The organism is Streptomyces sp. NPDC052064, assembly GCF_055585925.1.
This window is the reverse complement of the sequence record NZ_JBVJJE010000009.1, coordinates 208,836-232,259: the sequence shown is the minus strand read 5'-3', so window position 1 is coordinate 232,259 and position 23,424 is coordinate 208,836. Positions and strand designations below refer to the sequence as shown.

The 23,424-nt window shown below is 71.6% G+C and carries 22 protein-coding genes and 1 tRNA gene; 8 read left to right on the top strand and 15 right to left on the bottom strand.

Annotation, left to right across the window (positions count from 1 at the left end; translation table 11 throughout):
- Positions 1-20: 20 nt before the first annotated feature.
- Positions 21-2,228 carry an MMPL family transporter gene (locus ACZ6TU_RS25270; protein ID WP_469551205.1) on the bottom strand — a complete coding sequence of 736 codons (2,208 nt, stop codon included), beginning with the start codon at positions 2,226-2,228 and terminating at the stop codon, positions 21-23.
- Between the two features lie 96 nt (positions 2,229-2,324).
- Positions 2,325-2,924, bottom strand: a complete 600-nt coding sequence (locus ACZ6TU_RS25265; RefSeq protein WP_467673211.1) for a TetR/AcrR family transcriptional regulator — start codon at positions 2,922-2,924, stop codon at positions 2,325-2,327.
- Between the two features lie 164 nt (positions 2,925-3,088).
- On the opposite strand from ACZ6TU_RS25265, the gene ACZ6TU_RS25260 reads away from it, so the two are divergent.
- On the top strand, positions 3,089-6,454 hold the full coding sequence (locus ACZ6TU_RS25260) for a S41 family peptidase (protein WP_469551201.1): 3,366 nt from the start codon (positions 3,089-3,091) through the stop codon (positions 6,452-6,454).
- Between the two features lie 47 nt (positions 6,455-6,501).
- Here the strand turns inward: ACZ6TU_RS25260 and ACZ6TU_RS25255 are convergent, their stop codons facing one another.
- The 4 genes from ACZ6TU_RS25255 to ACZ6TU_RS25240 all read right to left on the bottom strand — a co-directional run bounded on the left by ACZ6TU_RS25255 (position 6,502) and on the right by ACZ6TU_RS25240 (position 10,145).
- On the bottom strand, positions 6,502-6,708 hold the full coding sequence (locus tag ACZ6TU_RS25255) for a hypothetical protein (protein ID WP_467673207.1): 207 nt from the start codon (positions 6,706-6,708) through the stop codon (positions 6,502-6,504).
- Between the two features lie 76 nt (positions 6,709-6,784).
- Positions 6,785-7,669, bottom strand: a complete 885-nt coding sequence (locus ACZ6TU_RS25250; protein WP_469551198.1) for an SDR family oxidoreductase — start codon at positions 7,667-7,669, stop codon at positions 6,785-6,787.
- Positions 7,666-8,589: an alpha/beta fold hydrolase gene (locus tag ACZ6TU_RS25245; RefSeq protein WP_467673203.1), complete on the bottom strand. Its 924-nt coding sequence runs from the start codon at positions 8,587-8,589 to the stop codon at positions 7,666-7,668. The genes ACZ6TU_RS25250 and ACZ6TU_RS25245 overlap by 4 nt, the downstream gene beginning before the upstream one ends.
- Complete coding sequence (locus tag ACZ6TU_RS25240) at positions 8,586-10,145, bottom strand: flavin-containing monooxygenase (RefSeq protein ID WP_469551193.1); 1,560 nt, start codon at positions 10,143-10,145, stop codon at positions 8,586-8,588. Before ACZ6TU_RS25240 ends, ACZ6TU_RS25245 begins: the two co-directional genes overlap by 4 nt.
- A 130-nt stretch (positions 10,146-10,275) precedes the next feature.
- Between ACZ6TU_RS25240 and ACZ6TU_RS25235 the strand changes: the two genes are divergently transcribed.
- Positions 10,276-10,923 carry a MerR family transcriptional regulator gene (locus ACZ6TU_RS25235; protein ID WP_469551189.1) on the top strand — a complete coding sequence of 216 codons (648 nt, stop codon included), beginning with the start codon at positions 10,276-10,278 and terminating at the stop codon, positions 10,921-10,923.
- 12 nt (positions 10,924-10,935) lie between these two features.
- On the opposite strand, the gene ACZ6TU_RS25230 is transcribed toward ACZ6TU_RS25235, so the two are convergent.
- Positions 10,936-11,739, bottom strand: coding sequence for an exodeoxyribonuclease III (locus ACZ6TU_RS25230; RefSeq protein WP_469551187.1), 804 nt, complete (start codon positions 11,737-11,739; stop codon positions 10,936-10,938).
- A 60-nt stretch (positions 11,740-11,799) separates the two neighbouring features.
- Between ACZ6TU_RS25230 and ACZ6TU_RS25225 the strand changes: the two genes are divergently transcribed.
- The 4 genes from ACZ6TU_RS25225 to ACZ6TU_RS25210 all read left to right on the top strand — a co-directional run bounded on the left by ACZ6TU_RS25225 (position 11,800) and on the right by ACZ6TU_RS25210 (position 15,508).
- The gene (locus tag ACZ6TU_RS25225) at positions 11,800-12,288 is read left to right on the top strand and encodes a GNAT family N-acetyltransferase (RefSeq protein WP_469551184.1); all 489 of its coding nucleotides are present in this window, start codon (positions 11,800-11,802) and stop codon (positions 12,286-12,288) included.
- Between the two features lie 123 nt (positions 12,289-12,411).
- On the top strand, positions 12,412-13,620 hold the full coding sequence (locus tag ACZ6TU_RS25220; protein WP_469551180.1) for an argininosuccinate synthase-related protein: 1,209 nt from the start codon (positions 12,412-12,414) through the stop codon (positions 13,618-13,620).
- An 81-nt stretch (positions 13,621-13,701) separates the two neighbouring features.
- The gene (locus ACZ6TU_RS25215) at positions 13,702-14,436 is read left to right on the top strand and encodes a 2OG-Fe dioxygenase family protein (RefSeq protein WP_469551179.1); all 735 of its coding nucleotides are present in this window, start codon (positions 13,702-13,704) and stop codon (positions 14,434-14,436) included.
- 43 nt (positions 14,437-14,479) lie between these two features.
- On the top strand, positions 14,480-15,508 hold the full coding sequence (locus ACZ6TU_RS25210) for a DMT family transporter (protein WP_467673189.1): 1,029 nt from the start codon (positions 14,480-14,482) through the stop codon (positions 15,506-15,508).
- Here the strand turns inward: ACZ6TU_RS25210 and ACZ6TU_RS25205 are convergent.
- Entirely contained in the window at positions 15,443-16,489 is a 1,047-nt protein-coding gene (locus ACZ6TU_RS25205; RefSeq protein ID WP_467673187.1) for a LuxR C-terminal-related transcriptional regulator, read from the bottom strand. The genes ACZ6TU_RS25210 and ACZ6TU_RS25205 overlap by 66 nt on opposite strands.
- Before the next feature lie 222 nt (positions 16,490-16,711).
- Here ACZ6TU_RS25205 and ACZ6TU_RS25200 point away from each other — a divergent pair, with 222 nt between their 5' ends.
- Both ACZ6TU_RS25200 and ACZ6TU_RS25195 read left to right on the top strand, forming a co-directional pair.
- Complete coding sequence (locus tag ACZ6TU_RS25200) at positions 16,712-16,873, top strand: hypothetical protein (protein WP_467673185.1); 162 nt, start codon at positions 16,712-16,714, stop codon at positions 16,871-16,873.
- A 5-nt stretch (positions 16,874-16,878) separates the two neighbouring features.
- Positions 16,879-17,781, top strand: a complete 903-nt coding sequence (locus ACZ6TU_RS25195; protein ID WP_467673183.1) for a hypothetical protein — start codon at positions 16,879-16,881, stop codon at positions 17,779-17,781.
- A gap of 148 nt (positions 17,782-17,929) precedes the next feature.
- Here the strand turns inward: ACZ6TU_RS25195 and ACZ6TU_RS25190 are convergent.
- From ACZ6TU_RS25190 to galU, 7 genes are all read right to left on the bottom strand, one after another.
- Positions 17,930-18,003: transfer RNA gene (locus ACZ6TU_RS25190), tRNA-Ala, on the bottom strand.
- Between the two features lie 82 nt (positions 18,004-18,085).
- Positions 18,086-19,291, bottom strand: a complete 1,206-nt coding sequence (sepX, locus tag ACZ6TU_RS25185; RefSeq protein WP_469551172.1) for a divisome protein SepX/GlpR — start codon at positions 19,289-19,291, stop codon at positions 18,086-18,088.
- Between the two features lie 172 nt (positions 19,292-19,463).
- Positions 19,464-20,084 carry a GNAT family N-acetyltransferase gene (locus ACZ6TU_RS25180; protein ID WP_469551395.1) on the bottom strand — a complete coding sequence of 207 codons (621 nt, stop codon included), beginning with the start codon at positions 20,082-20,084 and terminating at the stop codon, positions 19,464-19,466.
- Positions 20,085-20,107: 23 nt separating this feature from the next.
- On the bottom strand, positions 20,108-20,608 hold the full coding sequence (locus ACZ6TU_RS25175) for a MogA/MoaB family molybdenum cofactor biosynthesis protein (RefSeq protein WP_467673180.1): 501 nt from the start codon (positions 20,606-20,608) through the stop codon (positions 20,108-20,110).
- The gene (gene moaC, locus ACZ6TU_RS25170) at positions 20,605-21,099 is read right to left on the bottom strand and encodes a cyclic pyranopterin monophosphate synthase MoaC (RefSeq protein ID WP_086845559.1); all 495 of its coding nucleotides are present in this window, start codon (positions 21,097-21,099) and stop codon (positions 20,605-20,607) included. Before moaC ends, ACZ6TU_RS25175 begins: the two co-directional genes overlap by 4 nt.
- Before the next feature lie 61 nt (positions 21,100-21,160).
- Positions 21,161-22,498 (bottom strand): molybdotransferase-like divisome protein Glp, encoded by a 1,338-nt coding sequence (gene glp, locus ACZ6TU_RS25165; RefSeq protein ID WP_469551167.1) that lies wholly within the window; start codon positions 22,496-22,498, stop codon positions 21,161-21,163.
- 4 nt (positions 22,499-22,502) lie between these two features.
- Positions 22,503-23,405, bottom strand: a complete 903-nt coding sequence (gene galU / locus ACZ6TU_RS25160; RefSeq protein ID WP_467673176.1) for a UTP--glucose-1-phosphate uridylyltransferase GalU — start codon at positions 23,403-23,405, stop codon at positions 22,503-22,505.
- Between the last annotated feature and the right edge of the window lie 19 nt (positions 23,406-23,424).

Below are 23,424 nucleotides of genomic sequence, written 5' to 3'. Positions count from 1 at the left end.
TTCTCGGATATGTCAGAGCATCAGCCGCGTACCAGCGCCGGGTCCTTGTCCTCCCGGCCGGACTCCGCACGCAGCCCCTCGCCCTCCACGTCCACGTTGGGCAGCGCCCGGTCCAGCCACTTGGGCAGCCACCAGGCCTTGCGGCCGAGGAGGGCCAGGACGGCCGGGACGATGGCCATGCGGACGATGAACGCGTCGAAGAAGACCGCGATCGCGAGGCCGAAGCCGATCATCTTGACCATGGACTCGGACGATCCGATGAAGCCGGCGAAGACCGCCATCATGATGACCGCCGCGGCCGTCACCACCCGGGCGCCGTGCCGGAAGCCCGTCACGACCGCCTGGCCGGCCTTCTCACCGTGGACGTAGGCCTCCCGCATCCGGGTCACCAGGAACACCTCGTAGTCCATCGCCAGGCCGAAGACCACGCCCACCATGAAGATCGGCATCATCGACATGACCGGGCCGGTCTGCTCGACGCCCATCAGATCCGCCAGCCAGCCCCACTGGAAGACCGCGACGACCGCACCGAGGGCCGCCATGACGGAGAGGAGGAAGCCTAGGGCCGCCTTCAGGGGGACCAGGATCGAGCGGAACACCACGATCAGCAGGAGGAAGGCCAGGCCGACCACCAGGACCAGGTAGGGGATCAGGGCGTCGTTGAGCTTCTCGCTGACGTCGATGTTCATCGCCGTCTGGCCCGTGACCAGCACGTTCGCGTCCGAGTCGGCCTTGATCCCGGCGCCCTTGTCGCGGATGGAGTGGACCAGGTCCTCGGTCGTGACCGACGACGGCTTGGAGTCCGGGATGACGGTGATCGTCGCCGTGTCGCCGGCCTTGTTGGGTGCCGGCGGCGTCACCGTGACGACGTCCTTGAGGCCCTTGATCTCGTCGCCGACCTCCGTGAAGGCCGCCTTCGGGTCGTCGCTGTCCTTCGCGTCGACCACGACCATCAGCGGGCCGTTGAAGCCCGGCCCGAAGCCCTCGGAGAGGAGGTCGTAGGCGCGGCGCTGCGTGGTGGACGTGGGCTGGGAGCCGTCGTCCGGCAGGCCCAGTTCCAGGCTCGACGCCGGGACGGCCGCCGCGCCGAGGCCGATGACGCCGAGCAACAGGACCGCGATCGGGCGGCGGACGACGAAGCTCGCCCAGCGCGTGCCCAGGTTCGGCTTCGCCGGCTGCTCCTGCGCCTTGGCCCGGCCCAGCAGCTTGCTCTTCTCCCCCGCCGGCTTCACCCTCCGGCCCGCGTACCCGAGCAGCGCCGGGATCATGGTCAGTGCGATCAGCACCGCGATGGCCACCGTGCCCGCCGCCGCGACGCCCATCTTCGTCAGCATCGGGATGTTGACGACGGACAGGCCCACCAGAGCGATCACGACCGTGAGGCCCGCGAAGACCACCGCCGAGCCCGCCGTGCCGACGGCCCGGCCCGCCGCCTCCTCGCGGTCACGGCCCTCGGCCAGTTCCGCGCGGTAGCGGGAGACGATGAACAGCGCGTAGTCGATGCCGACCGCGAGGCCGATCATCATCGCGAGGGTGGAGGTCGTCGAGCCCAGGTCCAGCGCGCTGGCCAGCGCCGTGATCGTGGAGACACCGATGCCCACGCCGATGAGCGCCGTCAGCAGCGGCAGACCGGCCGCTACCAGCGAGCCGAAGGTGATGACGAGGACCACCGCGGCGACCGCGATGCCGATGATCTCGCTGGTGCCGGTGTGCGGGACCGTCTGGAGCGCGTCACCGCCGACCTCGACGGTCAGCCCGGCCTTCCGCGCGTCCTGCGCGGAGTCCTCCAGGGCGTCGCGGGAGGAGTCCTCCAGCTCCATGCCGGAGACCTTGTACGAGACCTGCGCGTACGCGATCGTGCCGTCCTTGCTGACGGCCTTCGCCTGGTACGGGTCGGTGACGCGGACGACCTCGGAGCCGTCGGCGAGTTCCTTGACGGTCTCCTGGACGGTCGCCTTGTTGCCGGGGTCGGTCATCTTCTCGCCGCTCGGCGCCTTGAAGACGACCCGTGCGGTGGCTCCGTCGGCGCTCGTGCCGGGGAAGCGCTGTTCCAGCAGGTCGAAGGCCTTCTGGGCTTCGGTGCCGGGGATGGAGAACGAACTGTTGCCCGCGGCGGGGGCGCCGGCCGCGCCGACACCGGCGAGGGTCAGCAGGGCCACCCATATCAGGGCGACGAAGTGCCGCCGCCGGAACGAGATCCGGCCGAGTTTGTAGAGGAAAGTGGCCACGAGGGCGTACTCCCGGTCAGGTCGTGGGGTCTTCAGGGCAGGGGTGATCAGCCCGACGACGTGAGCGGTGACGTCAGGTGCTGCGGTGGGGATTGCTCAGGTGGTGGGAACGCCGAGGGCGGGGAGGACCACGGCGTCGATGTACGAGGTGAGGAACGCCTGCGTCGGCGGCTGATCGTCGATCAGCGTGCGCGTGGCGAACGCGCCGACGAGCATGTGCACGATGTAGTCCAGGGCCGGGCGATCGGCCTGGACCTCGCCACGGTCGACGGCCCTTTGCACCACCCGGTGGAACTCCTCCATCTCCGGCTCGATGAGCAGTTCCTTGAACGCCTGGAGGAGGTCCGGGTTGCCGTGCACTGCCATGAACAGACCCCGCATCAGCGCGGCGTTCTGCTGCATGGTGCAGTCGTCCTCACGGGAGGTGAGGGCGTGGAGGTCGCCCCGGAGGGACCCGGTGTCGATGTCGGAGATGCTGCCCGGCTTGTTGTGCCGGATGGCCTTCGCCACCAGCTCCGGCTTGCCGCCCCACTGGCGGTAGAGCGTCGCCTTGCTGGATCGCGTGCGGGCGGCCACGGCGTCCATGGTGAGGGCGTCGTAGCCGACCTCGCGAAGCAGGTCGAGCACGGCCGCGTACAGCTCGGCCTCACGCTCGGGGGTGATCCGACTGCGACGCGCGGTGGCGACCTCAGCCATCTCTCTCACCTTCCTGCTCCGAACGACACGGTTTCGTACGTCACGAAGGTAGCGCATCCCTCATGAAAACGAAACCGTTTCGTACGTGTCCTGGCTCACGACCGGTCGCGGTAGCCGGTTTGGCATAACTTGCTCCGTTCCGTCCCCGGGCAAAGCATGGGGACGTGAGCTATCTGCGTCTGCCGCACCTCCATGACGACCTGCTGTGCTTCGTGGCCGAGGACGACCTCTGGCTCGCCCCGATCGACGGCCCCGGCCGCGCCTGGCGGCTCACCGTCGACCGCACCAAGGTGGGCCACCCCCGCTTCTCACCGGACGGCCGCCATCTCGCGTACACGAGCTGGCGCAGCCTGGTGCCCGAGGTCCATCTGACCCCGGTGGACGGCGGCCCGGGCCGGCAGGTGAGCCACTGGGGCAGCGCCGACACCCGGGTCTGCGGCTGGACCCCGGACGGCGAGATCCTGGCCGTGGCCTCGCACGGCGAGCCCTTCTCGTACTTCACCTGGGCCTACAAGGTCTCCCTAGACGGCGACCCGGGCCGCAAGCTGCCCTGGGGGCCGGTCGCCGACATCCAGGTCGCCGACCTGGACGGGGAGCGGAAGTCCCTCCTCCTCACCGGCACCCCGCCGCACGAACCGGCCTCCTGGAAGCGCTACCGGGGCGGGGCCACGGGCAGGCTGTGGCTGCACGGCGAACGGATCCTGGCCGGTCTCGGCGGCCATCTGCACTCCCCCATGTTCGTCGGCCGCCGGATCGCCTTCCTCTCCGACCACGAGGGCGTCGGCAACCTCTACTCGTGCGCCTACGACGGCTCCGACCTGCGCCGGCACACCGACCACGACGCCTTCTACGCCCGGCACGCCTCCAGTGACGGCACCCGGGTGGTGTACCAGTGCGCGGGCGACCTGTGGCTGGTCGACGACCTGTCACCGGACTCCGAGCCCCGCCGGCTGGACGTACGGCTGAGCGGGCCGCGCGCGGGGCGGCGTCCCTACCCGGTGGCCGCGGCCCAGCACGTCGACGGGATCTCGGTCGACGAGACCGGGCGGGCCGGCGCGGTCGTCGTACGCGGCAGCCTGTACTGGCTCACGCACCGGGACGGACCGGCCCGCACCCTCACCGACACCCCGGGCGTCCGGGTGCGGATGCCTGAGATGCTCGGCGCGAGCGGGCGGGTGGCGTATGTGACGGACGCGGAGGGCGAGGACGCGATCGAGATCGCCTCCCTGCCCCGGGCGAGCGGCGACCGCGAGCCGCGCCGGCTGGCCTCGGGCGAGCTGGGCCGGGTGCGCGAGCTGGTGTCGGACCCGGAGGGCGAACGGCTGGCGGTCGCCTCGCACGACGGGCGACTGCTGCTCGTCGACGTCGCGGAGGACACCGGTGTGGGGGGCGACGTCGCGGAGGACACCGGAACGGAGGGCGGCGCCACGGCGAGCGGCGGCACGGCGAACAGCCACCCGGCAGGCGGCGACACGGCAGGCGGCGGCACGACGGGTCCCGGCGGATTGGTCACCGAGCTGATCCGGTCGGTCAACGGGCCCGTGCGTGACCTCGCGTTCTCCCCGGACGGGGCATGGCTGACCTGGTCGCATCCGGGCATCGGGCGGACCCTGCGCCAGATCAAGATGGCCCGGCTCGCCGGAACGGCAGAAGGGGACCGTTTCGTCGTCGACGTCACCAACGGCCGTTTCGAGGACGAGAACCCGGTCTTCACGCGCGACGGCCGCTACCTCGCCTTCCTCTCCTGGCGCGGCTTCGACCCCGTCTACGACGTGCACACCGGCGACCTGTCCTTCCCGCTGGGCTGCCGCCCGTATCTCGTCCCGCTGTCCTCCGCGACGCCCTCCCCGTTCGCGCTGAGCCCGGAGGGCCGCCCGGCCGCCGGGGGCCTGGACCCGGCGGAGGACGACGAGAACGGGGACAACGGTGCCGTGACCGTCGAGGTCGAGGGGCTGGAGAGCCGGGTCACGCCCTTCCCGGTGGCCGCCTCCAAGTACTCGGCGCTGCACCCGGTGGCGGGCGGCGGGCTGGTGTGGCTGCGCTGGCCGATCTCGGGCGCGCTGGGCGAGACGTTCGCGAACCCGGACGACACCAGCGGCCGGCCGACCCTGGAGCACTTCGGCATCACCAGGGCCAAGAAGTCCGAACTCGCCGTGCACCTGGACTTCTTCGCGGTCAGCGGCGACGGCACGCGGCTGGTGATCGTCGACGAGGGCGAGCTGCGCGCGGTGCCCGCGACCGAGCCCGGCGACTCCGACACGACGGTGTGGATCGACGCACGCCGCATCCTGCACGTGGTCGACCCGGCGGCGGAGTGGCGGCAGGCGTACGAGGAGGCCGGGCGGCTGATCCGGGCGTACTTCTGGGAACCGGGCATGTGCGGCATCGACTGGGACGGGGTGCTGGACCAGTACCGTCCGCTGGTCGAACGGGTCGCCTCCCCGGACGAGTTCGCCGACCTGCTCCGCGAAGTGCTGGGCGAGCTGGGCACCTCCCACGCCTACGTCTCCGCCGCCCGGCGCAACGAGGGCCCGCCGCACTACCAGCGCCGGCAGGGCCTGCTGGGCACCAACTTCGTACGCCGGGACGGCGGCTGGATGGTCAAGCGGATCCTGCCCGGCGATTCCTCCGACTCCAAGGCCCGCTCGCCGCTGGCCGGGACGGGCATTCGCGAGGGGGCGTTCCTGACCCATGTCGACGGCCGCCCGGTGGATCCGGACTCGGGCCCGTATCCGCTGCTGGCGGGCGCGGGTGGTACGACGGTGGAGCTGACCTTCTCCCCTGCGGAGGGCGCGGGTCCGCCCCGGCGGGTCGCCGTCGTCCCGCTCGTCGACGAGCGGCCGTTGCGCTACCAGGACTGGGTGGCCAAACGCCGGGCGGTGGTGCGGGAGTTGAGCGGCGGGCGGTGCGGCTATCTGCACATCCCGGACATGGGCGGTTCGGGCTGGGCGCAGTTCAACCGCGATCTGCGCATGGAGGTGTCGCGGCCCGCGCTGATCGTGGACGTGCGCGGCAACGCCGGCGGTCACATCAGCGAGCTGGTCATCGAGACGCTGAGCCGCACGATCCTGGGCTGGGACCTGACCCGCGACGCCCAGCCCGTGTCGTACACCTCGAACGCGCCGCGGGGCCCGGTGGTGGCCCTGGCGGACGAGGCGACCTCCTCCGACGGCGACATGATCACGGCCGCGTTCAAGCTGCTGAAGCTGGGCCCGGTGGTGGGGCAGCGCACCTGGGGCGGTGTGGTCGGCATGACCGGCCGGCACGAGCTCGGGGACGGCACGGTCATCACGGTGCCGATGAACGCGGCCTGGTTCGATGCCTACGGCTGGTCGGTGGAGAACAAGGGCGTCGCGCCCGACATCGACGTCCTGCGCACCCCGCTGGACTGGGCGGAGGGCCGCCATGCCCAGCTGACCGACGCGGTGGAGCTGGCGCTCGGGCTGCTGGAGACCGATCCGCCGGCGACGCCGCCGACCTACAGCGACGTACCGGACCGCTCCCGTCCGAAGCTGCCGCCCAGGGCGTGAGAAAGGGGTGCCCCGCGCGAGGCACCCCTTCCGTTCAGCACGCAACGTCAGGCGTCGTAGTCCTGGTCGAAGCGGTCCTCCTGCTCGCGCTCCCGCTCACGCTCCCGCTCACGCTGCGAGGGGTGCGAGGGGTCCATGTCCTCGTCACGCCGGCGACCGCGGCCCTGCATCTGCTCACGGGCCTGGTCGGCCTTCTGCTTGGCCTGGTTCTGCCACTGCTCGGACTTCTCCTGGAACTGGTCCTTCATACCCATGTGGGTTCACTCCCGTTGGGGGTGAGGGGATCTGGCTCGACCAGATTCACACGAGCCGTGACGCTGCGCATGTCGATCACTTACGGACCGTAGTCCGCTGCTGTTCATCGGCCGCTCCACCCGCTCCGACGAGGCCTGTGCGCATGCCGTTCAGCCGGTCCGCGAACCGCCGCATCTCGCGCTGGCCCACGGTCCCGATGACCCCGGGCAGATATCCGCGCACACCCTGCATCCCGCGCAGCCACCACTGCCCGTAGACGTGGCCGGCGCGTCGCTCGATCCCGGCCACGAGCCGGTCCACCGCCGGGCCCAGCGGGTACGTCTTGTTGGACGGCCAGGGGAGCCGCTCCCTCAACTCCCGCATGACGTCGTCCTGGTCGGCCCCGCGCACCATGTCGGTGTCGGTCCACGACAGGTACCCGACGCCCACCTTCACGCCCCGGTACCCGACCTCGGCGCGCAGGCTGTGCGCGTACGCCTCCACACCGGACTTGGACGCGCAGTACGCGGTCATCATCGGCGCCGGGGTGATCGCGGCGAGGGACGCTATCTGGAGCAGATAGCCCCGGCTCTCCAGCAGCAGCGACAGGAAGGCACGGGCCGTCACCGCCGAGCCGACCAGGTTGACCTCGATCACCCGCCGCCAGGACTCCGGTTCGGAGTCCGCGAACGGACCGCCCGTGGCGACACCGGCGTTGGCGACGACGATGTCGACCCTGCCGAAGCGCTCCTTGACCTCCTGCGCGACCCGGGCCATCGCCTCGTGGTCGGTGACATCGGCGTGCCAGTGGTCGCTGTCGCTGTGCAGCCGCCCGGAGACCTCCTTGAGCGCGTCCGGTTCGAGCCCGACCAGCGCCAGCTTCACACCGCGTGCGGAGAGCTTGCGGGCCAGCAACTCCCCGACGCCGCGCGCGGCCCCGGTCACCACGGCGACCCTTCCCTCGAGGCTGACCCTGCTCATGCGCTCTCCTCGGATACGACCCGGATGTGTGCGTGGACGAGCTCACGTATCTTCCCGGTGACCAGCTCGGGCGCCTCGACGGGCGTCATGTGGCCGATGCCGGGCAGTTCGGTGAGCCCGGTGCAGTGCGGCAGCGCTTCGGCAAGGGTCCGGGCCTGCACCGGCGGCGTCAGCCGGTCCGCCGTACCGACGACCACGGCCGTGGGCGCGTCCAGTTCCCGTACGCCGTGGTCGAGATCGAGCAGGTCCAGCACGTGCGACCAGGCGTGACGGACCTTGCGGGGGCAGGCGTGCACGATGCGGGCGCAGGCTTCGACCATGTGCGGGGCCGAACCGGGGCCCATGGTCCCGTACTTGAGGATCCGGCGGGCCAGGGGCGTGACCGGTCCGAGCGGCGCCCGGGAGCCGAGGATCCGCCGGGTCAGCCAGATCCGCAGCCGCCCGGGCCGCATGGGGACGACGGTGGCGGCCGCGACCAGGTGCGAACTGCCCGTGCTGCACAGCAGGACAGCGGCGGTGTGCTCGCGGAAGGCTGCTCTCCCGGAGGCCGCCATCACGGTCATGCCGCCCATGGAGTGCCCGGCGATCACGGCCTGTTCGCCGGGCGCGAGGGTGGCTTCGAGTACGGCTTCCAGGTCGTCGGCGAGGGCGTCGGTACTGCACGCCGGGCTCGCGGGGCTGCGTCCGTGACCGCGCTGGTCGTAGGCGATGACCCGGTGATCGGCGGCCAGGCCACGGATCTGGGCCGCCCAGAAGGCGGTGGAACAGGCCCAGCCGTGGGCGAGGACGACGGTGGGGGCGCCCTCGGGCCCGTGGACCTCGACGTGCAGCCGGGCGCCGTCGGCGGAGACGGCGGTCAGTTCGCGCGCGGGGGCGGGCGGGGAGTAGGGGCCCGAATCGACGTGCAGAAGGCGGCTCACGCGTCCACCCCGGCCTTCTTCTCGGTCTTCTGCTCGGCCTTCTGCTCAGCCGTCTTCTCGGCCGCCTTGGTCGCGGAGACCCGCAGGACGTCGTACTCCGCGAGGTCCACCCGTCGCGTCGCCCGCCGGAACTCGGCTGTCGTACCGGGCCAGATGGTGGTGTTGCGGCCGCTCGCGTCGAGGTACCAGCTGGTGCAGCCGCCGGTGTTCCACACGGTCCGCTTCATGCGCTCCTGCACCCGGTGGTTCCAGGCGCGTACGGCGCTCGGACGGGCGTCGAGGGCGACCCGGCCGCCGAGGACGTCGAGTTGGCGGACGAAGTCGGCCAGGTAGTTCAGCTGGGACTCGATCATGAGGATCATCGAGGAGTTACCGAGGCCGGTGTTGGGCCCGATGATCGTCATCCAGTTGGGGAAGCCGGCGGCGGAGGCACCGCGCAGGGCCTCCATGCCGCCCTTCCAGGTCTCGGCGAGGGTCCGCCCGTCGGCGCCCACGACCCGGTCGGCGATGGGCATGTCCGTGACGTGGAACCCGGTGCCGAAGACGATCGCGTCCACCTCGGCCTCGCTCCCGTCGGCGGCGACGAGGGTCGATCCGCGGACCTCGCTCAGCCCGCTCGCGACCACGTCGACATTGGGCTGCGCGAGCGCCGGGTAGTAGTCGCTGGACAGCAGGATCCGCTTGCAGCCGATGCGGTAGTCCGGGGTGAGCTTCGCCCGCAGGGCCGGGTCCTTGATGGCGCGGGCCATGTTGCGCCGGGCCATCTGCTCGACGAAGCCGAGTTCGTTCGGGCGCTTGGTGAACGCCTGGACCTGCAGCTCCCGGATGCCCCACAGCAGTCCGCGGCGCAGCTGCGAGGTGAAGGGCAGCTGCCGGTGGAGCCACCGCTCGGCGTCGCTGATGGCCCGGTCGACGCGGGGCATCACCCACGGCGGGGTGCGCTGGAAGAGGGTGAGCCGCGACACCTCGGGCTGGACGGCCGGCACGATCTGGATGGCCGAGGCCCCGGTCCCCACCATCGCGACGCGCTTGCCGCGCAGGTCGTAGTCGTGATCCCAGCGGGCCGAGTGGAAGACCTTGCCCGGGAAGGAGTCCAGCCCGGGGATGTCCGGGACCTTCGGGTCGGACAGCGGCCCGGTGGCGGAGACGACGATGTCCGCCGACAGACTCCCGCTGCTCGTCTCGATGTCCCAGCACAGCCGCTCGGCGTTCCAGGTCATCCGCTTCACCTCCGAGTCGAAGCGGATGTGCGGCCGCAGCCGGAACACGTCCGTCACGTGCTCCAGGTAGGCGCGGATGTGCTCCTGCCCCGAGAAGGTGCGCGGCCAGTCGGGGTTGGGCGCGAAGGAGAACGAGTACAGATGCGACGGCACGTCACACGCGCACCCCGGGTAGCTGTTGTCCCGCCAGGTCCCGCCGACGCTGCTCGCCCGCTCCAGGACGACGAAGTCGGTGACGCCCTCGCGGCGCAGCCGCACGGCGGCCCCCAGCCCGCCGAACCCGGACCCGACCACCGCGACCCGCACATGCGCGCGTTCGTGTTCGCGTTCGCCCATGCCGACACCTCCACACACCACGAGAACCATGCCAGTGAACACTGGCGCAATGGGAGAGTAGGGCAGTGACGTACTGATGGGTAGGGGGCGACCGAGGAAAGTTACCCTCGGTACGCCTTAAGGTGCCCAGGTGGCCGAGAAGCGTGAATACCGCATGGAAGAGCTGGCCCGCCTGGCCGGGATCACGGTGCGCACCCTGCGCTTCTACCGCGAACGCAAGCTGATCCCGCCACCTCGCCGGGAAGGCCGTATCGCCTGGTACGACGACCACCACCTGAACCGGCTGCGCACGATCACGGCCCTGCTGGAGCGCGGCCACACCCTCAGCGGCATCGCGGAGCTGGCGGAGGCCTTCGACCACGGCCGGGACGTCGGCGACCTGCTCGGCGTCGGCGCCCCCACCGAGGAGGAGCCGGTCCACCTCACCCCCGAGGAACTCGCCGACCACTTCGCGGGCGAGGCCACTCCCGAGAACCTCGCCGCCGCGATGGAACTGGGCTACCTCGGCACCGACGGCAACGAGATCGTCCACATCAGCCGCCGCCTCCTGGACGTCTCCTCGGCCCTGGTCCGCGAGGGCATCCCCCTCGCGGAGGTCCTCGGCGCGGCCAAGCAGGTCCGCACCCACGCCGACGCCCTGGCCGAACTCTTCACCGGCCTGGTCCTGTGCCACGCCTCCGAGGACGACCTGCCCCGCCTGCGCCCGCTGGCCCGGAGCGTGGTGGAGGCGGAGCTGTCACTGGCCCTGGACCGCAGGATGCGCGGGGGCGGACGCTGATGCCCGACGGCCCTAGCAGTCGTAGACGACGGTCACGGGCGCGTGGTCGGACCACCGCTCCGCATGCGTGGCGGCCCGCTCCACGAACCCCTTGACCGCCCGCCCGGCGAGCCCCGGGGTGGCCACGTGATAGTCGATCCGCCACCCCGTGTCGTTGTCGAAGGCCCGCCCGCGGTACGACCACCACGAGTACGGCCCCTCGCTGTCCGGGTGCAGGGCGCGTACGGCGTCGACGTACCCCCCGTCGGCCGGGTCGAGCACCCGCCCGAGCCACTCCCGCTCCTCGGGGAGGAACCCGGAGTTCTTGGTGTTGCCGCGCCAGTTCTTCAGGTCGGCCCGCTGGTGGGCGATGTTCCAGTCGCCGCAGACGAGGACTTCACGCCCGTCGGCGGCGGCCCTCTCGCGCAGCTGCGTGAGGTAGGCGAGGAACTCCCCCATGAAGCGCTCCTTCTCGTTCTGCCGCTCGGTCCCGACCTCACCCGAGGGCAGATACAGGGAGGCCACGGTGACCCCCGGCAGATCCGCCTCCACATACCGCCCGCTGCCGTCGAACTCGGCGGACCCGAAGCCGACCTGGACCCGGTCCGGCTCACGCCGGCTGTACAGGGACACCCCGGCCCGCCCCTTGGCGGCGGCCGGTGCGTGCACCGCATGCCAGCCCTCGGGCTCGCGGACGTGCTCGGGCAACTGCCCCGGCTCGGCCCGCACCTCCTGGAGACACAGCACGTCGGCGTCGGTCTGCGCGAGCCACTCCACGAAGCCCTTCTTCGCGGCGGCACGCAGTCCATTCACATTCACAGAGGTCACAGTGAGCACCCCGGCACGATACCGGCACACTGGACGAGGTCCAGTTCCGGATCGAATACGGTACGCAGCATGCATATACGCCGGGTCTCCTTCGACCACCCCGACGCCGTGAAGCTGAACGACCAGGTCCAGGCCGAGTACGCCGTCCGCTACGGGGACGACGGCGATGCCACGCCCATGGCCGTCACGGACTTCGACCCGCCGTACGGCATCTACCTGATCGCGTACGACGAGCTCGGCACCCCCGTCGCCTCGGGCGGCTGGCGCGCTCAGGACGCGAACGACGAGGGCAACCTGGACGGCGACGCCGAGGTCAAGCGCATGTACGTGATCGAGCAGATGCGCGGCCGGGGCCTCGCCCGCCGCATCCTGGCCGCTCTGGAGGAGGACGCCCGCGCGGCCGACCGCATCCGCATGGTCCTGGAGACGGGCCTCAAGCAGCCGGAGGCCATAGCCCTGTACACGTCCAGCGGCTACGAGCCCTGCGCCAAGTTCGGCTACTACCGGCACCACGAGTCGAGCCGCTGCTTCGCGAAGCGACTCCGACACCCTCGCTGACGGGCGCTCGGCCACTGTTTCCGGGTGCGGCCATGGCCGGGGGCGGTCGCCCGGAATCCGTTGCCCGGATTCCGGCACCAGGGAAGTCTCCCTCTCGTGACCCGTACGAAGGTTGGAGACACTATGCGGCCCCCGCTCATCCGTTCCTTCTCCCAGCTGGAGGACCTGGCGCCTGGCCAACCCGTGGTGACCCTGTTCAGCGGCGGGCTCGACAGCTCGTACCTGTTGCTCCGGCTGCGCCGCATGGGCATCCGTGACGTCCACGCCATCAGCGTCGACATCGGCGAGGACGAATCCTCGGACCACAAGCGCCAGATCGCCGAGGCTCTCGGGGCGAAACTCCACATCCTGGACCGCCGCCAGGAGTTCGCCGACCGGTACGTCGCCCCCGCCATCGCCGCGCAGGCCGTGTACCTCGGCATCCACCCGGTCAGCTCCACTCTCAGCCGCCCGCTGATCGCGGACAGTGCCGTGGAGCTGGCCCGGGACCTCGGCGCGCAGGCCGTGCTGCACACCGCCAACCGCTCCCAGAACACCCTGCGCAGGCTCAACGGCGCCCTGCGGTTGCTCGGTTACGAGGGTGCCTTCGGCAGCCCGTACGACCTCGACCCCGTCTCCCGCGAGGAGAAGCTCGCCGCCCTCCGCGCCGCGGACGTGGACCTGCTCGCCGGCCGGACCGTCAGCGGCGACTCGAACCTGTGGTGCCGCGAGTTCGAATCGGGCATTCTCGACGACCCGGAGCTGCACGAGGTTCCGGACGAGATGTACACGTGGAGCCGCCCGGTCGCCGCGCCGGCCGACACCGACACCGTGACCGTCGCCTTCGAGCATGGCCTGCCCGTCGCCGTCGACGGCACACCGCTGCCCCTCACCGAGCTGATCGACCGGCTCAACCATCGCGTCGGCGCCTACGGCCTGGGCCGCTACTCCGGTCTGGAACACCTCGACCACGGCGAAAAGGTCCTGGAGATCCGGGAGATGCCTGCCGCCTGGCTGCTCCTGAGCAGCTACCGGCACGTCGAGAGCGCCTGCCTGGAGGCGGAACTCATCCGCGAGAAGCAGCACCTGGAGCAGGTCTGGGTGCGCGAGGCCCTGGAGGGCCGCTGGTTCGGCGAGCTCCGACTCGCCACCCAGCGCTTCATCGACGCCTGCGCCGCCCGCACCACCGGCTCCGTCACCTGGCGGCTGCGGACCGGCGGCGCCGACACCCGGTCCATCACCACGGGCGCACCGCTCTACCTGCGGGACCGCGAGGCATGGGAGGAGCGGGCGATCGCCACCGAGTCGGCCCCGTTCACCCGTCCCGAGCCGGTGCTCGCGGCGGCCGCCTGACCGCGCCCCTTCCCCCCTTACTTCTTCTCTCTTCCTTCCGTTCCTCTTCCTTACGCGCCGCGATCCTTACGGAGTACCGCCATGACCACCGCCACCGCCACCACCCCCTCCGCCACCGCCGAGGCGGTCACCGCCCTGTCCGGTCCCGGCGGGCATCTGATGCCCTCTGCCGCCCTGTCGTCGCTCCTCGGCGTGGACGCCTCCGACTGGGCTCGGCTCGCCGGGCACTGGGACGAGCTGACCCTCGACACCTACATGGCCGACGGCGGAACCTACCGCTTCCGCCGCTACGGCCAGTTCGACCTCGAACCGGGCTCCGGAGAGCTGACCCTGCTGCCGCACGCGCCGTACCGGCAGGAGATGGACGTCAATCCGCTCAACGGCGGCATCGAGCGGGTCTTCGACGCCCTGACCGAGTCCTTCGCCGCAGACCCCCTGCTGCGCTCCGTGCTGGTGGCGCTTGGGAGGATCTTCACCGAGGTCAGCGGTACGCCGCGCTGGAACGTGAAGCTCCACCCGTACCGCATCGTCGCCTCCGCCGACCAGCAGGGACAGCCGGCCCCCGAGGGCCGGCACCGCGACGGCGTCACGTTCATCACCTCGCTTCTGATCGGCCGCACCAATGTCACCGGCGGCGAGAGCGGCGTCTACGCGAACGACGGCGCCCACCTGCTCACCACTACGCTGTCCGAGCCCGGCGACCTGCTGCTGGGTGACGACCGCCGCACCCTGCACTCGGTGACCCCGGTGCGCCCGGCGGACCCGGACCTCCCCGCACACCGCGACGTCCTGGTGATCGCGTACACGGCGCGCTGACCCGCGCGCCCGTCCCGTACTTCTTCCTGCCGAGGAGCCTGAATTGACCGTCACCGTGGCCCGTCGCGCCTGGCTGACCGACCTTCCCGTCCTGCTGGTCGCGGTGGTGTGGGGCTCCAGTTACCTGGCGGCGAAAGGGATCACCACGGCACAGACCGTACTGGCCGTGTTGGTGCTGCGGTTCGCCGTGGTGATTCCCGTGCTCGTCGTCGCCGGGTGGCGAAGGCTGCGGGCGCTCAGTGGCGCCCAGATACGCGGGGCGGGACTGCTGGGGCTGATCCTCGCGGGGATCTTTCTCCTGGAGACGTACGGGGTCGTGCACACATCGGCGACCAACGCCGGGCTCATCATCAGCCTCACCATGATCTTCACACCGATCGCCGAGAGCCGGGTGCGCGGCACCGGGCTGTCGGGAGCGTTCATGGCTGCGGCCGGTCTCTCCGTGCTCGGTGTGGTGCTGCTGACGCAGGGCACCGGGTTCAGCGCTCCGTCAGTCGGTGACCTGCTGATGCTGGGAGCCGCCGTCGCCCGCACGGTGCACGTGTTGGCGATGGCCCGTATGGACTCGGTGCGGGGCGCGGACTCACTGTCCCTGACGACCATTCAGCTGGGAAGTGCGGTGATGGTGTTCGCCCTGCTCTCGACGGCCTCCGGCGCGGACGCCACGCCTTGGGCGGTGGCCGCCGGCTTCGGGGCCGCGGAGTGGCTGGGGCTGCTGTACCTGTCGGTGTTCTGTACGTTGTTCGCGTTCTTCGTCCAGATGTGGGCGGTGCGACGGACCTCTCCGTCGCGGGTGAGCCTGCTGCTGGGCACCGAGCCGGTCTGGGCCGCCGTCGTGGGCATCACGCTGGCCGGTGACCGGCCCGGGTGGCTGGGCTTCCTCGGCGTGGCGCTGATTCTGGGCGGCACGGCCTGGGGCCGCTCCGTGGCCGGCCGGCACGGGGGCGCCGAGACGGCCTCCGCGAGCGACGACGGCACGGGGAGCCCGGCGGAAGCGGTCGCGGCGTCAGACGTCGAGCCAGCCCAGCCGCACGGCACAGACCCCGGCCTGGAACCGGCTGGCCGCGCCTAGGCGTTCCGTCAGGTCCGAGACGAGGCGGCGGACCGTACGCTCGGAGATACCGAGCTTGCGGGCCATCGCCTCGTCTGTCAGTCCGCCTGCGAGCATCCGCAGCACCTCACGGTGCCGGCCGGTGGGCTCCCACGTGCCGTCGACCCCAGCGGCCGCCGGGTCGGTGTCGGCCAGCACGGCCGCACCCGCCCAGCAGTGGTCGAAGATCTCCCGGAACACTCCCACGAGAGTGTCGCCATGCAGCATCACCGCCGCGAGTTCGCCGTCGGCAGTACGCGGCGCGGGCACGATGGCCAGGGAGCCGTCCGCCACGATCAGCCGCAGCGGCAGGGTGTGCGCCACGCGCACCTGCGCACCCGCAGCGCTCAGCCGCCGCAGGTACGACGCCATGTGCGGGACGGCGGCGGCCGAGGCGAGATGGACGGTACGGATGCGGACACCGCGGCCCAGCGCCAGGAGGTCGCGCTCCAGACCGGCTTCGATCATGTCGGGCGGCAGCGCGTGCCCGGGGTGGAGAGAGAGGATTTCCCGCTCGACGCCGCGCGACACGTCCTCCAGGGCGGCCGAGACGTTGGCACCGCCGGTCACCACCTCCAGCTGCACGGAGCGCAGCTCCCGCGCGTGGACCGGCTGGAAGTCCGCCAGTACGCGGGCGACGGCGGAGCGGGTCTGCTGCACGGAGTCGAGCAGGGCCGACGTATGCCGTTCCTCCTCCAGCAGCAGGTTCCGCAGCGCCGTTCCCGGGGACAGGGCCATCCAGCCGTTGGGGTTGCCCTGTGACGGGACGAACAGGCTCAGCCGTCCGAGCAGTTGAAGCGCGTCGGCGAACTCGGTGTCGCTCCAGCCATGGCCGGCCGTGACGTTCTGCGGGCTCCAGTCCGCGTCGTCGAGTGCGATGCGGTACAGCTCCTGCGCCCTCGTGCGCACATCCAACCTGATTCCCCCGGTGTCGACCGCTCCCCCGGCGAGCCGCACACTCATCCTAGGAACGTGCTCCGTGCCTGGCCACACACGGTCCGTCATCCGGACAGGGGCAGGACCTACCGTCATCCGGACCGGAGGAAGACCTGAGGCGACCGTCCGCGCGGGCAGCGTCCGGGCCTGGCCATGGCCGGTCCCGGAACACCGGCGGGCATAGCCGCGCCCGTACTCCACGGCCCATGCTGATGGCACACCAAATGCCGATTCCCAGGGGGATTTTCGATGTCCGCTGCCCAGAAGGCCGCCCGTCTCGTCGGGGCTGTCCTCGTGATCCTCGCCGCCGCACTGCCGCTCAGCGACGGTGCCGTCCCCGCCGGGAGCGACGCCGCGTCGGGGACCATCGTGACCGCGGACGACGCACGCGACTCCCTCATCTGGGGCTGACACCCGTGGCACGTCCGGCCATCGCCGTCGTCGCCCCCCTGACGGGGCCGTGCACGGAGTCCGGGGCGATTCTCCTCGCACAGGTCGAGCGCGTGAAGGCGGCCCACCCGGGCCTGGCCGACTGGCATGTACACGATGAAGCCAGGGCGGGGGCTGAGGCCGTCGCCCGGGGCGGGTACGTGGCGGTGATCGGCCACTGCGTGGCAGAGGAGGCCCGCCGGGCACTCCGCCTCTACGAGAGCGCCGGGGTGCTGTGCCTGCTGCCGTTCGTACGGGCTCCGGAGCCGGCGCTGAGCTGGGCGCCGGACGAGGACGGCCTGGCCCGGGTGATCGTCGGCGGTGCGATCGCGCTGGGCGCCACCTCCCTGGCGGTGACGCACGACACGGCCCGGCGCTGGGCGGAGCTGGCCGACCGGGTCACCGGCGCGGCCGATGCCGCGGGGCTCACCCGCACGAACGGCCCGGACACCGCCCTGGCCCTGCTCGTCCCTCAGAACCGCCTCTCCGCCGCACTCCGCATGCCGCCCAGCCCGGGAACGGTGTGCACGGGCCCGGGACGTGCCGGGCCCGTGAGTGCCCAGCCGGAGACTGTCGGCCCAGGGCAGGACGGGCGGCCGGTGCTGGTGGTGGCTGACTGCGGTCGGACGGCCTCGTTCGCCGCGCTCGTCAGCTCGTCGGCCGGCCGCCCCGTGTGGGCCGTGCACCCAGGCCTCTGCCTGGCCCGGCGTGCCGCGACCGCCACGACCGCATTGGCCGAGGCGCTGGCCGACGACCCGGCACTGCACGGCCCCGCGCTCGCCACGGCGGTCGGCCGCCGCTCCGGCACCGTACTGGCTCCGGGCGGTGGAGTGCTCGGCGAGGGCTGGTTCGTCTCGCGCCTCCACGCGGTGTGCCCGCCCCACGGCTGACCCGGGCGACCGGGGCCGCCCCGGAGCCACCGGGTGAAGTCGTCTTCGGGCCGGGGGGATTGGCGAAACGCAGAGATCCCGTCCGATCAATCAGATCGGACGGGATCTCGTCAACTGCCCCCGAGCCAGCTCGGAAACAATCGCTGCGTGGACCTGAGGGGATTTGAACCCCTGGCCCCCTCGATGCGAACGAGGTGCGCTACCGGACTGCGCCACAGGCCCTTGCAACGAGTGAAACTTTAGCACCCCGATCGGCCTGCTTGGAAATCCGTTCCCGAGGGGCGGTCACCTGCGGCTTCGCGGGCTACTCGTTGGCGGCCCGGGGCCGCCCCCCGTCCTCGTACTGGTCGAACAGCGGCGTGCGGCCGCGCTCCCGTGCCCGCCGTGCGGAGGCCGCGCGGCGGGCGTCACTGCGCCCGTCACTGCGCCCGTCGTCGTCCGCCCTCTCCTGCGTGCGGGGCTCCGCCTCGCCGGGGTCGGGGCCGGCGGCGGGGGCCGGTGCGTCCTCGTGGTCCGGGGTGACGGCGCTCGACCGCGCGGAGCTCCAGGTGTCGGGGGCTCCGAGGTCCACGTCGCTGGTGGCCCGGGGCGCGACGGGTGCGGTCACATAGGTCGGCAGGGGCACCGGCACCGGCTCCCAGCTGTCGCCCTGCCCCGGCCGCCGCTGCCGCTCGCGCTGCTGGTCGACCCACTCGGCGTGGTCGGTCTGCTCGACGAGTGCGCGCCGGTCCGCCGCGAGAGCCGACAGGCCGGGGTCGGTCGCCGGCTCGGGTCCTTCCTCCGGTTCGTCGGCCTCTTCGTCGGTGGAGGCGCGCCGGCGGGGCTGCCGCTGGCGCTCCCGCAGCCGCTGGGCCGCGGCTTCGGCCCGGCGGCGGTCCATCTGGTAGGCGAAGCGGCGGCGCTCCTGGGAGCGCAGGTGCGCGATGTACACGCTGAGCATGACGGCGGGCACACCGGGCGCCCACAGGAACGCGAGACCCCCGACCGCGGCGACGATCGCGCCGAGGGTGAAGGCGAGGAACAGCATGGTGGTGGTGCGCCGACGGCGCGCGAGCACCTTCGAGCGCCGGGCTCGCGCTGCGGCCGCCTCGTTCGCCTTGTTCGCCTGGGGTGTCACGCCGCGCCGGGCGGCGGGCGCATGGCCCCGTCCGCGTTCGGCGCCGGCCGGTCCGGATGCCGGGCGGGCCGGCTGCTCGGGGGCGGGCGACGGTACGGGGGCCTGGGTCTGCGGACGCGTCTTGGACACGGCGAAGGCCCGGACGTCCACCGAGTCGGTGACGGCGTCCAGGTCGTCGGCGCCCTGCTCCCCCTCCTCGGTGGAGCGCGCCCGCAGGTCCTTGGCGTACCGGCGCTCCATCCCCGCCCGTCCGGACAGCAGCCGGATGGCGGTGCTGAAGCGTTCCGTCGGACGGGCCTCGTTCAGCTCGTCCTGCCTACGGAGCCACATCGGCACCAAGTAGGCGGCCCAGGCCCCGACAATGACTGCGTAGATGAGGCCGCTGCTGCTCACGCCTCACACCGTAGAGGGATTTGCATGAGGCCATCTGCCAATTGGGCCGGTGTGTCGCACGATCTGGCTGATATTTCGAACTTTTTTTGCGACCGATGCGATCAGCAGACCGTCGAGGCCGGGAATTCAATGACCTGAGGCGGTCAGCGACCGATCAATTTCGAACAAACATTCAATTTCCGGGGTGGTGCCGGATTCCCGGATTACTCTGCGATCGTGCCCGGTGCCAGCGCCTCAGCAACCCGTCCGGCACCTCTTCCGCCGTGAGCGCGAAGACGAGGTGGTCGCGCCAGGCCCCGTCGATGTGGAGATAACGCGGCCTGAGCCCCTCCTCGCGGAATCCGAGTTTCTCCACGACCCGGCGGCTCGGCCCGTTCTCGGGGCGAATGCAGATCTCGATGCGGTGCAGCCCGACCGTGCGGAAACAGTGGTCCACCACGAGCGCCACCGCCGTCGGCATCACCCCGCGGCCGGCCACCGCCTCGTCCACCCAGTAGCCGACGTGCCCCGAGCACATCGAGCCCCAGGTGATTCCGGCCACGGTCAACTGCCCCACGAGCCGCCCCTGGTACTCGATGACGAAGGGCAGCATCCGGCCCGCGTTCGCCTCCGCCTTGAGGTGGCGGACCATCTGGCGGAAGGTCGGACGGTGCGCCATCGGCCCACCGGGCGCGGGCGGCGGAATGGTCGCTTCCCAGGGGCGCAGCCAGTCGCGGTTGCGCCGGTTGACATCGCGCCATGCCCGCTGGTCGCGCAGCTTTATCGGCCTGAGGACGACGTCGCCGTCCACCAGCTCGACGGGCCAGGATGGGCTGTTCAGCTCGCACCCCCACTGCCGGGTCTGGGGTGGTCACCGCCGCGGAGCTGCTCGACGGCGTGGACCAGCAGCGGCTCCAGGACGGCCAGTCCGTCCTTCACGCCGCCGCTGGAGCCGGGCAGGTTGACGATCAGCGTCCGGCCCGTCACTCCGGCCAGGCCCCGGGAGAGCGCCGCGGTCGGCACCTTCTCCCGGCCGAACGCCCTGATGGCCTCGGCGATGCCCGGGACCTCGTGGTCGATCACCCGGCGCGTCGCCTCGGGGGTGCGGTCGGTGGGCGAGATGCCCGTGCCGCCGGTGGTGACGATGACGTCGTAGCCGGTCTCGACACCGGCGCGCAGGGCAGCCTCCACCGGGTCGCCGTCGGGGACGATCTGCGGGCCGTCGACCTGGAAGCCGAAACCCTTCAGGCCGTGAGCGATCAGCGGGCCGCCCTTGTCCTCGTAGATCCCGGCGGCGGCCCGGTTGGAGGCGGTGACGACGAGAGCGCGGTATGTCATGCCCGGCTCCAGTCGCCCGACTTGCCGCCCGTCTTCTCCTCCACCCGTACGTCCGTGATGACCGCCCCCTTGTCGACCGCCTTGACCATGTCGATCACGGTGAGCGCGGCGACGGAGACCGCGGTGAGGGCCTCCATCTCGACGCCCGTGCGGTCCGTCGTCTTCACGGTGGCCAGGATCTCCACCGCGTCGTCCGCGACCGACAGGTCCAGTTTCACACCGGACACCGACAAGGGGTGACACAGCGGGATCAGGTCCGGGGTGCGTTTGGCCCCCATGATCCCGGCGATCCGCGCGGTCGCGAGGGCGTCGCCCTTGGGGACGCCCTCGCCTCGCAGCAGTTCGATCACGCGGGGCGAGACGAGGACGCGTCCGCTGGCGCGGGCGGTGCGCGCGGTCACGTCCTTCTCCGACACGTCGACCATGCGGGCGGCACCCGCCTCGTCGATGTGCGTCAGGCGGTCCTGCGTAGGGGGGTCCTGCGTGCTCATGCTGTGTGGCGCTCCCGGTCCGGCCTGCTGTGCGCGACACGGTACCCCCAACCAGCGCCTCTCAGCCGAGCAGGACCACCTCGACCTCGGTGCCGGGCTCGACGGACTCGGTGTCCTCGGGGACGACGATCAGCGCGTCGGCGTGGGCGAGGGCCGCGACCAGGTGGGATCCGGCACCGCCGACCGGGGTCACCCGTCCGTCGGCGTACGTGCCGCGCAGGAACTGGCGGCGGCCCTTCGGCGAGGTCAGCGCCTTGTCCGCGGTCAGAGTCGCCCGGGTCGTCGACCGATGGATGTCCTCCAGCCCCATGAGGGCGCGGATCGCGGGGCGGACGAACAGTTCGAAGGAGACGTACGACGACACCGGGTTGCCGGGCAGGGCCAGCAGCGGGGTGTGGTCGGGGCCGATGGAGCCGAAGCCCTGGGGCTTGCCGGGCTGCATGGCGAGCTTGCGGAAGTCGATGCCGCTGCCCGCCTCGTCCTCGTCGGCGACGTGGGACAGGGCCTCCTTGACGACGTCGTACGCCCCGACGCTCACACCGCCGGTGGTGACCATCAGGTCGGCGCGGACCAGCTGGTCCTCGATGGTGGAACGCAGGGTCTCGGCGTCGTCGGCGACGGCGCCCACGCGGTAGGCGATGGCGCCGGCGTCGCGGGCGGCGGCGGTGAGGGCGAAGCTGTTGGAGTCGTAGATCTGACCGGTGCCCAGTTCCGCGTCGGGCTGGACGAGTTCGCTGCCGGTGGAGAGCACCACCACGCGCGGGCGCGGGCGTACGCGGACCGTGCCGCGGCCGATCGCGGCGAGCAGGCCGATCTGGGGCGGGCCGAGGATCGTGCCGGCCTCCAGGGCGCGGTCGCCGGCCTTCACGTCACTGCCCTTCGCGCGCACGTGCGCGCGTGCCTCGGCCGGGCGGTACACGTGCACGTGCCCGGTGGCGCCCTCGGGGCCGAGGCTGCGGGCGCGCATGCCGCGCGCCGGCCCCTCGCCGAGCCCGCCGTCGGTCCATTCGACGGGCACGACCGTCTCGGCGCCGGGTGGCAGCGGGGCGCCGGTCATGATGCGGGCGGCCTGGCCCGGGCCCACGTGGAGCAGCTCGGCCTGGCCCGCGGCGACGTCCCCGACGACCTCAAGGGCCGCCGGGAACTCCTCGCTCGCGCCCGCGACGTCCGCCACCCGCACGGCGTATCCGTCCATCGAGCTGTTGTCGAAGGGCGGCAGGGACACCGGCACCGTGATGTCCTCGACGAGGACGCAGCCCTGGGCGTCGAGCAGGTGCAGCTCGATGGGTTCCAGGGGGCGCACGGTGGCGAGGATGTCCTCCAGGTGCTCGTCCACCGACCACAGGTGGTCGGGGCCCGAGTGGTCCTGGCCGGTGACGCGGGGCGCGGCGCTGCTCAACGTGTTACATCTCCTCGGCTACGTAACTGCGAAGCCAGGTCCGGAAGTCCGGGCCCAGGTCTTCACGTTCGCACGCGAGCCGGACAATGGCACGCAGGTAGTCGCCGCGGTCGCCGGTGTCATAGCGACGGCCCTTGAAGACGACGCCGTGCACCGGGCCGCCGATCTTCTCGTCCTCGGCGAGCTGCTGGAGGGCGTCCGTGAGCTGGATCTCGCCGCCACGGCCGGGCTCGGTCCGGCGCAGTATGCCGAAGATGTGCGGGTCGAGGACGTAGCGGCCGATGATCGCGTAGTTCGACGGGGCGTCGGCCGGGTCGGGCTTCTCGACGAGGCCGCTGACCTTGACGACGTCGCTGTCCTCGGTGGTCTCCACGGCCGCGCAGCCGTAGAGGTGGATCTGCTCCGGGGCGACCTCCATGAGCGCGACGACGCTGCCGCCGCGCTGCTCCTGGACCTCGACCATGCGCTGGAGCAGGGGGTCTCGGGGGTCGATCAGGTCGTCGCCGAGGAGGACGGCGAAAGGCTCGTCGCCCACGTGCGGGGCGGCGCACAGGACGGCGTGGCCGAGGCCCTTGGGGTCGCCCTGCCGGACGTAGTGCATGGTCGCGAGGTCGCTTGACTCCTGCACCTTGGCGAGGCGGCCGGCGTCGCCCTTCTTCTGAAGCGCCGACTCCAGCTCGTAGTTGCGGTCGAAGTGGTCCTCGAGGGGGCGCTTGTTGCGGCCCGTCACCATGAGGACGTCGTCGAGACCCGCGGCGACGGCCTCCTCGACCACGTACTGGATCGCCGGCTTGTCGACGACCGGCAGCATCTCCTTGGGAGTGGCTTTGGTGGCCGGCAGGAACCGGGTGCCGAGGCCTGCTGCGGGAATGACAGCCTTGCTGATCCGAGGGTGCGACTGAGTCATGCCCGCCACCATATCCGGT

What these genes read in the sequence shown, in the direction of transcription:
- ACZ6TU_RS25265 (WP_467673211.1), bottom strand. Translation starts at nt 2,924, where the DNA reads ATGGCTGAGGTCGCCACCGCGCGTCGCAGTCGGATCACCCCCGAGCGT.
- ACZ6TU_RS25255 (WP_467673207.1), bottom strand. Translation starts at nt 6,708, where the DNA reads ATGGGTATGAAGGACCAGTTCCAGGAGAAGTCCGAGCAGTGGCAGAAC.
- ACZ6TU_RS25250 (WP_469551198.1), bottom strand. Translation starts at nt 7,669, where the DNA reads ATGAGCAGGGTCAGCCTCGAGGGAAGGGTCGCCGTGGTGACCGGGGCC.
- ACZ6TU_RS25240 (WP_469551193.1), bottom strand. Translation starts at nt 10,145, where the DNA reads ATGGGCGAACGCGAACACGAACGCGCGCATGTGCGGGTCGCGGTGGTC.
- ACZ6TU_RS25225 (WP_469551184.1), top strand. Translation starts at nt 11,800, where the DNA reads ATGCATATACGCCGGGTCTCCTTCGACCACCCCGACGCCGTGAAGCTG.
- ACZ6TU_RS25220 (WP_469551180.1), top strand. Translation starts at nt 12,412, where the DNA reads ATGCGGCCCCCGCTCATCCGTTCCTTCTCCCAGCTGGAGGACCTGGCG.
- ACZ6TU_RS25215 (WP_469551179.1), top strand. Translation starts at nt 13,702, where the DNA reads ATGACCACCGCCACCGCCACCACCCCCTCCGCCACCGCCGAGGCGGTC.
- ACZ6TU_RS25205 (WP_467673187.1), bottom strand. Translation starts at nt 16,489, where the DNA reads ATGAGTGTGCGGCTCGCCGGGGGAGCGGTCGACACCGGGGGAATCAGG.
- ACZ6TU_RS25200 (WP_467673185.1), top strand. Translation starts at nt 16,712, where the DNA reads ATGTCCGCTGCCCAGAAGGCCGCCCGTCTCGTCGGGGCTGTCCTCGTG.
- ACZ6TU_RS25175 (WP_467673180.1), bottom strand. Translation starts at nt 20,608, where the DNA reads ATGACATACCGCGCTCTCGTCGTCACCGCCTCCAACCGGGCCGCCGCC.
- moaC (WP_086845559.1), bottom strand. Translation starts at nt 21,099, where the DNA reads ATGAGCACGCAGGACCCCCCTACGCAGGACCGCCTGACGCACATCGAC.
- galU (WP_467673176.1), bottom strand. Translation starts at nt 23,405, where the DNA reads ATGACTCAGTCGCACCCTCGGATCAGCAAGGCTGTCATTCCCGCAGCA.